Below are 9,801 nucleotides of genomic sequence, written 5' to 3'. Positions count from 1 at the left end.
AAAGCGCGCTCAAGGACGTCGGCCGCGCGCTTGGACTGGACCCTCAGCGCATGAATCGGCTGACCGCCTCGCTGGCCTACCTGACACCACCGTCGACGCCGAGGATCCGCGCCTTGACGACAGCCGCGAACTGGAGCGTCCGGATACGCTCCCGGCGCACATGCAAGACGCGCCGGATGAGCACACCGAACTCTACGAGCGCATTGTGGATTCGCTCTCGGAGATCTACGACCCCGAGATCCCGGTTAATATCTTCGATCTGGGATTGATCTATAACATCGACATCCACGACGACAAGCACGTGGATGTGCTCATGACGCTAACCGCGCCAAACTGTCCCGCAGCGGGCATTCTGCCGGGCCAGGCAGAAGATGCTGTGCGCCTGACGGAAGGCGTGAAGAGCGTCTACCTGGAGCTGACGTTCCACCCGCCGTTTTCGCCGCAGATGATGTCGGAGGAAGCGCAGTTGGAACTCGGCTTTATGTAGCATCTGGATTCTACGGCGCTGCTCTGGCGCTTGCCGCTGTTCTTTTGCATCACTCTGTGCGCGCTCGTGAAGTACGCATCGACCATAGCGATGGCCTCCAGCCTGCTCGCCGAGGGGCGCGTGCGCGATGTGGCGCACATGATTGAGCCGCTGGTGCAGGGGCCGCTGGATCAGCACAGCGATGCTGACGCTCCCGACGCGGGTGTGCTACGGCTGCATGCGCTATGGGCGCACCTGTTGTGCGCGGCCCGCCTGCAGCCCGACGATGCCCGACGCCACCTGCCGGATGACAATGCTAACCTGTCGGCGCATCCGCCGCGTGTGCAGGCCGAGGTGGCGCTTTGGCGCGGATGGACCGATGTGCTACGCGGCACCACAAACGACGTGCTGGCACGGGGCCTGGCGCATCTCGACCAGGCCGATCGGCACTTTGAGGCGCTCGCCCATCGCCCCGGACACTGCTGGGTGCGTTTGGGACAGGCACAGGCCTACTTCGCGCTCGATGAGTACGACCTGATGCGCCATGCACTGGGGGAAGCACAGGCGCTCGGGCGTCCGCACATTGACCGTCTGGCGCAGTGCTGGCTGCACGACATGTATGCTCCGGCGTTGCGATTTCAGGGGCAGTACGCCGAGGCCGAAGCCCACGCCGCAGCGTTGAAGTCCATGGCGCACCAGCTCAACCACACGCGCTGGGTGGGGCATGCGCAGGCCCAGGAGGCTGCCCTCGCCTACGACACCGGCGCGCCGCCCAAGGTCATTATTGAGCGGGCCACCACCGCGGAAACGCGCCTTCAGGGCGCCACCGACTGCCGTCCGTATCCGCTCCTGGCGGCGTATCATGCGCACATTGGCGCGCTGCTGCGGGCTGCGCGGTGGGACGAAGCCCACGCGTGCATTGCTGATGCGCTTACTGCCATGCAGGGCTATGCGCTGGGCGAGGCGCATCTGCATTCGCTCTACGTGCGCCTGGCGCTGCGCCGGGGTACCATTGAGCGGGCGCGCACTCAACTCAACGAAGTCATGGAGCGGGCCGAGCGCTTACCGCACGGGCTGCAACGCTCTCACCTGGCGCTGATGCGGGCCGAAGTGGCCCGCCGCACCGGCGATGCCGACACCGCGCACACATGGCGGGCACGCGCTCATCAGAATGCGCGCGAAACCGGGCATCGCGGCAATCAGGTGCGGGCGCTCCTTGTGCAAACACAGGGCGCTGCCGAGGCCGGCGACATTGCGCGGGCCCAGACGTATCTCCAAAAAGCCGAAGCCTTTGCAGACTACCGATCGGTGCTGCCGATGGCGGCCCGGTGGAGTGCCAGCGAGGCTGCTCTGGCCGCCGCGCAGGCCGAGCAGTCGGGCGATGCGCAGGCGACTCGCCATGCCGCTGAGCAGTACGCTCAGGCGCACACTGCCTACCGATTGAGCGGCGATGCCTTGCGTGCGGCCCAGATGGCCTTGCACGCAGCTACAATTGCGCCACAGGCCAACCGGCAGCCCGCACTGCGTCCCATGCTGGTGGATGCGGAAGCGGCCATGACCCGGTGCGAGCGGCCCGAGCATGCCGAACAGCTTCAGAACGTGCTCAACGAGTGGCCCGCCTACGACCCCACCGACACGACGACGTGGGGCACGCTGCTGGGCACCGCGTTGGCCGAGGCCCCGCCCGAACACGCCAGCGTTACCGAGGCATGCACCACACTGCTTCGAGCGCATCCGCAGGTGGACGGTGTGCGCATTCAGTATCGTCCGCGCCACGCTCGGGCACAGTGCATGGTGGCCGACCAGGGCACACTTAGCAGCGCATCGGTTACGGCCTTGCACTACCCGGCCCCGACCGATGCGCGCCTCACCCTGACCTACGCCGCCGATGAGCCGCTTCCCGACGTGGCCGAGGCGCTGCGTCCGTACCTGCCGATGCTGCTTATGGCGCTCGACCGGGCGCCCACGCCCTCCTTGCCATCGACCGAACCCACCGGCTCGCGTTTTCCAGATGCGTTTGTCGCAGAGAGCGCCCCCATGCAAGCCCTCAAGCAGCGCATCGAGCAGATCGGCGCCAGTCACAGTCCGGTGCTTGTGACCGGTGCGCCCGGCGTGGGCAAAACGATGGTGGCACGCGCCGTGCACGCCGTAAGCGAGCGCCGCACCGGGCCGCTGCATGTTGTGGAGCGTACCAGTGTGCAGCCGCGCGACTGGGCTGCGCATCTCTTTGGACGCGTGGACGGCGCCACCTACACCCCCGGCGTGCTCGACAAGGCGGAAGGCGGATCGGTGCTCCTGAAGGCCGTGCACCGGCTGCCGCAGGCCGTGCACGAACAGCTTCTGCGCATGCTCAACACCGGCTGTGTGTTTCCGGTGGGAAGCGACACCTGCCGCTCAATCGACGTGCGCCTGCTGGCCACCACGCCCAGCAACGCTACCACGCGACCCGCTGATGCAATGCCTGCTGCATTGGCCCACCGCCTGGGCATCATCACGCTGCGGGTGCCGCCGTTGCGGGAGCGGCGCGCTGATATTCCGGTGCTCGTGCAGCGCGTACTCGACGAGCAGCGCACGCCACAGACGCCGCTGGTTACCATCACGCAGCACGCCCTCGATGCCCTGCTGGCGTACGACTGGCCCGGCAACGTGCGGCAGCTCCGCAACGAAGTAGAGCGGGCGTATCAGTCCGTGCGCAGCGAGCCCGCGCCTCAGATTACGGTGGATGCACTGGCCGCGCCGCTCCGTGAAGCCCGTACGCAGCACGAAGATCGGGCCCCGCATCCCTACGACACGCTCTTGAACGACGACACGGTTGCGCTCAGCGAGGTTCTCGCGCAGACCGAAAAAGCAGCCATCGAGCACGTGTTGCGAGCGCACGACGGCCATATTTCAGCCTCTGCCGAGGCGCTGGACATCTCGCGACAAGGACTGTACAAGAAAATGAAGCGCCTCGACATCGACGCCGATGCTGCCGTTTCGTCTTCGTAACTCATTGTTTTCGTAGTACCCTGCTCCCGTTTATGATACATTTAGACCATGCCTCCATCATGACCGCCGCGCTCAACGAGGCCATCGACTTCTATGTGGATGTACTCGGTCTTACGCTGCGCGTGGTGGAGGACGATCCCATCCGCGAAGGGCGCCGCCGCGCCATGCTCACCGATGACGACGGCCAGGACATCCTCGAAATCATGGAGGTCACAGATATGGAGCACCCCACCGTGCCCGGACGTGGGGGCATTCATCACCTCGGCTTTGCACTGCCGTCGGACGCCTGGCATGCGCTGCGCAGTCGGCTGGATGCAGAGGCGTACCCGTATCAGGAGCAGGAGAACCGTCTGTTCGTGCGGGATGCCGACGGGCTGGTGCTCGAAATCGAACCGCGGTAGCTGCGAAACTGGGGCGCACCCGGAACGAGATCAGCCGCTACTCGCATCGGACGGCTTGTGGGGGGATGCGTCTTGTTTGGTGTTGGAGTCGGGGGCATTCTCATGAGCAGGCGAGGAGGTCGGTTTGGAGGTGCGTTGGTCCTCCATGCGATCGATGCGCGACGGAATCTCGCTGATGCGGCGTGCCAGCGGGCCTTTACGGCGTTTGGGGTCAGTGGGCATGCGACCCAGCAGAAAGCCGAACGGCTTGAGCGAATCGACCTCGTCGCACACGACCTTGAGGATTGCCCCCATCGGGATAAACAGGATCATGCCTGCGAGGCCCCAGATCTGAGCGCCTACGAAGAGCAGAAAGAGCGTGACCATCGCATTCATGCTCACCTGACTGCCGACAATGGTCGGCGTGAACAGATTGCTTTCGAAGAGCTGAATCACGTAGAATCCGCCCAATACCAGCAGGGGATAGATCAGCGAATCCATGGTGAGCAGGGCATAGATTACCGGCAAGATGGACCCGAAGAGCGGCCCCAGAAACGGCACCACGTTGAGCATAGCTGCAAACACGCCAAAGAACAGCGCGTGGTCTACGCCAATGGTAAGCAGCAGAATGGAGTTAAGCACAGCCAGGATGCCGATGACGATCAGCAACCCGGTGATGTAGCGCTGCACGACCTGTTTGACCTTACCAAGCGTAGCAGCCACGCGCTCGGAGCGTGCGGGGTTGTCGCCGCCGAAGGCTTGCAGGAGAAAGGTGCGCAGGAACGTGCGGCCAATGAGCACAAAGAAGATGAATACGGGCACCAGAAAGGCAGCCGTGATGGTGCTGGCGGCTCCGGCGAGCCCACGCGCCAGGTTTGCGGCATTGTCGCCCACGTATTCTGCGGCTGTTGTACCCAGTGTGCCCACGTCAATCAGGTCGTCGATGCCGATCCACTGCTCCAAAAGCGGATCTATGCTCTGCATCATCTCCTCGATGCGCGTGCGGATCAGGTCCACATCTTCAACGAACGAGGCCAACTGCGTGTAGAAGAAGAAGCCCAGCCCAACCAGCGCCAGCACGGCAAAGACAAGGGTGAGCAGGGCGGCAGCAACACGGGGCACGCCGTAACGCTCCAGGCGGGCACAGACCGGGGTCAGTAAGATCCCCAGGAAGCCCGCAAACAGGAGCGGGATGAGCGTAGACTTCGCCACCACCATCACGTACACAGTGAGCACGCCCCCAGCCAGTGCGATGGTGTACTTTGTGTACCAGGACTGTGCATTCATGCGGCAGGAGCGGTCAGATGACGTAGAAAGCAAGCAGATGGAAGGCCGCCCTGCCCGTTTACACTATGGATTCGGGAATGCGGGCGCCTCATCATCCGAGTCGCCAGCCTCGGGCGCCGGGGTGGGCATGCCTTCGGAGGGAGCGCCGCCCTCTTCACGAGCACGTTCTTCTTCTTCGCGAGCCAACTCAATGGCACGGTCGGCGCGATCGTAGTAGGGCGAATCTTCGCCTACGATGCGTTTTACCTCTTCAAATTCAGCTACGGCCTCATCAACACGCCCAATATACAGCTGCATGATCCCTTTGTTGAAGCGCGCCTGAAAGTGTTCGGGGTCTTCCTCAATCACCCGGTTGATTTCCTCGACACCACGCATGGGCGACTGAGTTTGCAGCAGCGCAGTGGCCATGTCGGTGCGCACATCCAGGTTGTCGGGTTCCTCGTCGAGCACCGCTTCGTATGCCTCTACAACGTGCGGAGCAATTTGCGCAATGGCCTCATTCGTGCCGTTTTGGCCAAGTTGCTCCATCCAACTGTACAGCAAGTCGCCGGTACGGCGCCAGGCATCGGGGTCGTCGGCGTCCTCGGCGATTGCCTTCTGTTCTTGGGCAGCACGTCCTAACTGTCCGTTGTTCATGTACACGTTGATGACCTCTTGCTGAAGCGTTTGCCGGATGAGGTCGTCTTCCTCTTCCATTTCGCCGCGTAGCGAGTCAACCTGAGCGGCTACGTCGTCGCTCTGTTCGTCGCTGTAGCGGTCGACCAGCGCATCTACAGAGACGGGAGCCGCTTGCTGGCCTTCTTGCTGGCCCTCACCGCCCTGGGATGATGATCCGCCCTGGAACGGCCCCTGCGGAGCCGACTCCCCTTGCTCGGTGCCGATGTCGTCTCCTGCATTACGCTCGGCAGCAGTGCGCGCCAACGGGTCGCCGCCGCGCTCGCTGAAGAGAGTGCCCAAGAACAGGGCAGCAACCACAACGACCGCACCGCCCACAAGCCACATCAGCTTGCGGTTTATGGCGGATTCGTCAATGGCGTCGTCTGCACCGCCACTCCCACCGTCATCGGATTCGGGGGCCGAGGCTCCTGTGGGTAGAGCGGCCGCAACCGGACGGGTGCCACCGGCGGCAGCAGCATCCTCGGCAGCAGCATCCTCGGCAGCAGCATCCTCGGAGGAGGCCCGCGGCGTACCGCACTGACTGCAGAACTTGTCGCCAGGGGCAAAGGCCGTACCGCACTCGGTGCAGTAGACCGCCCCATTGGCGGCGGGGGCCGGGGCGTCTTCGACGAGTTCTTCTTCTGGAGGAGCCTCTTCTTCGGACGAGGAAGCAGGCGCAGGCGAAGAAGCCGACGTCTCAGCGGGGGGATCCGCGTCGTCGTCAGAGCCCGCGAGGGTATGTCCGCACAAGTCGCAGGCCCCGGCATCGGGGGAAATGAGCGCACCGCACGAAGGACAAGGGATTTCGGAGGCCATCGGTACAGCCAAATCAGGAATAAGCGTAGGCGATTACTGGCACAGAACCAGCTATCAAGAAAACGACCTGCGCATCTCCTTGATTCCGAATCTTGTGCAAATCCGCTGCCCTACAGCACCTCCTGTTCGCCCGATGGTCTAGACAGCGTCTTGCAAACTCTCCGCGAGCTACGCGTCGCCGGATAGCACGCTCCAGCGTCGTTGTTTTCCATCGCTGTAGCTCTGTACGTGTTTAGCGACTTGTAGCCTGCGAACCTGTGTCGGGCGGTGTGTAGGCCAAGTTATACCAGGTGCGAGACTTCGATGTACACGTTAGGTTGGAGGCCGCCCGGGATATCCGCACCCCAGGAGTACTCGGTCGCGGTGCTCCCAGCGCTTCGCTCCTGATCCCGGGCTAAGGATTTGCAGCCCATAGCCGGGTAACCTGTGCCGACCCCTGTCGGTACCGCTTGCGTCCCCGGCGACATTAAGGCGAGTTTCGTCGCTCACCGATTGCAAACACCTGTATGATGATTCAGCGCAGATGGTATTAGAGCCATTGCATCTTCATGGGGGTATTGTGTTGTACTTTGACGGGTTGCCTACTCTCTATATCGTCATGCTCCCCTTTCAATGCCTGCTGTTCCTCCACCATAACAATCAGAGCGTGGCCTTCAAGAGGGTTCTCTGGAGATACCGTTTTCAAGACGTCATTGCTTCAAGAAATGATTGCTTTAAGGTGGCACTACGCGTGTCCGCCGTGGTCTGGCGCTGTGCAACGGCGCGCGCTGCGATCCTTCCGCCGCTGCGCTCTGTCAGGATGACGAAGAAGGGGGGGTATCGTGATGGTCTTTTTTGCGTCCGTGTTGCTCAACATGCAATCGCCCTATTCCGGTGTCCCAATCCAGTCTGGAGCGCCACCTGCTTCAAAGAACGGGCGATCACTCTGCCGTCAGCACCACAAAGTCGCCTTTGTCGGTGTGGGCGTCTTCGTCGAAGGAGTCGGGGTCGGGTACGGCGTCGAAGTAGATGACGAGTTGGCGGGTGCCGGGGCGGTAGTGCGCAAGGGCTTCGGGCGTGCCGGTACGCTCGGCGATGTGAAAGCGTCCGGTGAGGTGCACAACCAGCGCGTTGGGCTGGTGCAGCAGGTGTTCGGCGATGGTGTAAGCCATCGTGGCATCCCACAGCATCTGCGCATCGAGCAGGCGCGTCAGGCCGCTGCCGTGGCCCGGCGGCATGGCGGTATCAGTCGTGTCAGATTCGGTGGTATCCGCTTCGGTGATGTCGCTGGGCGCGTGGCTGCTTCCGTGGGCACCGCCGCTCATCTGGGCCATGAAGCGCTCGCGGTAGGCTGAGCTGGCTTCGGGATACGGACGTGGCGGGAGCCAGTCGGCGGCATGCGGCGGCAGTGCATCGAGGGCGCTTCGGCCTTCGCTTGCTACACGGTTTACGTAGCGGCGCGGCGCGTTGGCGGCCAGCACAGGGGCGTTGTGGGCGCGGGCGGTGTCGACCAGCGAACGGTAGTCGCGCTCGTAGGTGCTCCACGGACGGCTGGCTTGCAGGAAGTGATCGTTGGAGATGAAACCGCTCAGGTATTCGTTGAGCACGGGCTGCACGTCGCGCTCGAACATTTCGAGGGAGAGCGCTGCGGGCCGATCGGTTGCTAACGCGCGCTGCCAGAGCGTGTCTTGCAGGGCATGGATGCGGGCCTGTCCGTGCACCTCGCCCAGAAGCACGACATCGACCGTGTCGAGGCTGGCTACAATGTCGCTTAGGGCCGCGGGCTCTCCGTCTGCGGTGTAGACCTGGTAGGTTGAGTCGGCGACTGTGGAGGCTGCGAACGGTGATCTCGACGTCGCCGCTGCTTCGTATCCCCCTAACCCTGTTGCGGATAGCAGCAGAAGCGCTACGAAAACGAGGGGCTGAACAACACGGCGAAGCATGGCAGCCGGGAGCAATGATGTGGAATGCGTCGCGTTGCCCGTCGCGAACGGGGGACCGTTCACTTCAGGACGATTTCGGAATTTCTGAGCGTTACGCGTCGTCGGAGTCGGAGTCGAGGTCGCTCAGGTCTACGTTTTCGTCGATGAGGTGGGCCAGCAGTTCGGGGTGCTCGTCGGCCAGGCGGTCGACCAGGGGTAGGAAGCGCTGCACGGCGTCGTTGTCGTGGGCGTTGTTGTAGTGGAGGCGGAGCTGGTTTTCTGCTTCGTCGAGCGGATCGACGGGCAGTTCGGCGCGATTCATTTCGATGCCATACGCCTTGGCCATGCGGATGAGCTCGAACTCATCTTCGTGCGTGGCCAGAATGATGGTGGTGCCGGTTTTGCCCGCGCGGGCGGTGCGTCCGGAGCGGTGGATGAGGTACTCGCGGTCTTGCGGCACGTCGTAGATGAACACGTGGCTGAGCGCCGACACGTCGATGCCGCGGGCGGCCACATCGGTCGCCACGAGCATGCGCAGTTCGCCGCTGCGGAGCCGGTCGATGGCTTCCTCGCGCTTGCGCTGCGACAGGTCGCCCGACATCTCGTCGATGTTGTACCCGGCGTTGCCCAAGAACTTACGCAGGTAGGTGACCTCGCGCTTGGTGTTGGCAAAGATGAGGGCGGACTCGGGCTCCTCCATCTCGATCAGCTGGCGCAGCACCCGATCTTTCTCCATCGGCTGCGTAAGGTAGTAGCGGTACGCAATCTCGTCAACGCTGACGTGCCCGGAGCTGAGCGAGAGGAAGTCCGGATCGCTCAGGAACTCGCGTGCCACGGAGCGCACTTTGGGCGGCATGGTAGCGCTGAACATGCACGACTGGCGGTCGCGGCTCAGGTAGTCGCGGATCTCCTTCATATCCGGGTAGAAGCCCATCGAGAGCATCTCGTCGGCCTCATCCAGAATGAAGAGCCGCACCGTTTTCGCATGGAAGTTCTTCTTCTTCAGATGGTCGAGCACGCGCCCTGGCGTGCCAATAATGACCTGCGCGCCGCCCTTCAGCGCTTTGATCTGCGGACCGTAGCCCACGCCGCCGTAGATGAGTGCGGCTTCGAGGTCGTTCGTCTCGGGCGTGGCAATTTTCATGCGGTCGAACTCCTCGTGCACCTGCCGCGCCAGCTCGCGCGTGGGCGTCAGAATAAGCGCCTGGGCTTCTTTCTGCGAAGAGTCGAGGCGGTCGAAGAGCGGAGCAGAAACGCCCCGGTCTTGCCCGAGCCAGTGCGCGACTGCACAATAAGATCGCGCCCG

7 protein-coding genes are annotated in these 9,801 nt (G+C 63.2%); 3 read left to right on the top strand and 4 right to left on the bottom strand.

The features are described from left to right. The 3 genes from R6U20_RS13305 to R6U20_RS13295 form a co-directional block, all read left to right on the top strand. Positions 1 to 487, top strand: a 487-nt coding sequence (locus tag R6U20_RS13305) for a DUF59 domain-containing protein (RefSeq protein ID WP_410338326.1), incomplete at its 5' end; no start/stop codon positions are given. A gap of 66 nt (positions 488 to 553) precedes the next feature. After that, on the top strand, positions 554 to 3,454 hold the full coding sequence (locus tag R6U20_RS13300; RefSeq protein ID WP_410338325.1) for a sigma 54-interacting transcriptional regulator: 2,901 nt from the start codon (positions 554 to 556) through the stop codon (positions 3,452 to 3,454). A 32-nt stretch (positions 3,455 to 3,486) separates the two neighbouring features. After that, a complete protein-coding gene (locus R6U20_RS13295; protein WP_410338324.1) occupies positions 3,487 to 3,855 on the top strand; it encodes a VOC family protein in 369 nt (122 codons plus the stop codon). A gap of 30 nt (positions 3,856 to 3,885) precedes the next feature. Here the strand turns inward: R6U20_RS13295 and R6U20_RS13290 are convergent, their stop codons facing one another. The 4 genes from R6U20_RS13290 to R6U20_RS13275 all read right to left on the bottom strand — a co-directional run. Then, positions 3,886 to 5,121 (bottom strand): AI-2E family transporter, encoded by a 1,236-nt coding sequence (locus tag R6U20_RS13290; RefSeq protein ID WP_410338323.1) that lies wholly within the window; start codon positions 5,119 to 5,121, stop codon positions 3,886 to 3,888. A 63-nt stretch (positions 5,122 to 5,184) separates the two neighbouring features. Further along, the gene (locus R6U20_RS13285) at positions 5,185 to 6,606 is read right to left on the bottom strand and encodes a hypothetical protein (RefSeq protein WP_410338322.1); all 1,422 of its coding nucleotides are present in this window, start codon (positions 6,604 to 6,606) and stop codon (positions 5,185 to 5,187) included. Positions 6,607 to 7,514: 908 nt separating this feature from the next. Then, positions 7,515 to 8,516 (bottom strand): ChaN family lipoprotein, encoded by a 1,002-nt coding sequence (locus R6U20_RS13280; protein ID WP_410338321.1) that lies wholly within the window; start codon positions 8,514 to 8,516, stop codon positions 7,515 to 7,517. Between the two features lie 91 nt (positions 8,517 to 8,607). After that, positions 8,608 to 9,801, bottom strand: a 1,194-nt coding sequence (locus R6U20_RS13275; protein ID WP_410338320.1) for a DEAD/DEAH box helicase, incomplete at its 5' end; no start/stop codon positions are given.

The organism is Longimonas sp. (assembly GCF_046498435.1).
Taxonomy (GTDB): Bacteria; Bacteroidota; Rhodothermia; order Rhodothermales; family Salinibacteraceae; genus Longimonas.
The sequence above is the reverse complement of the archived record's forward strand: the minus strand, read 5'-3'. Positions and strand labels throughout refer to the sequence as shown.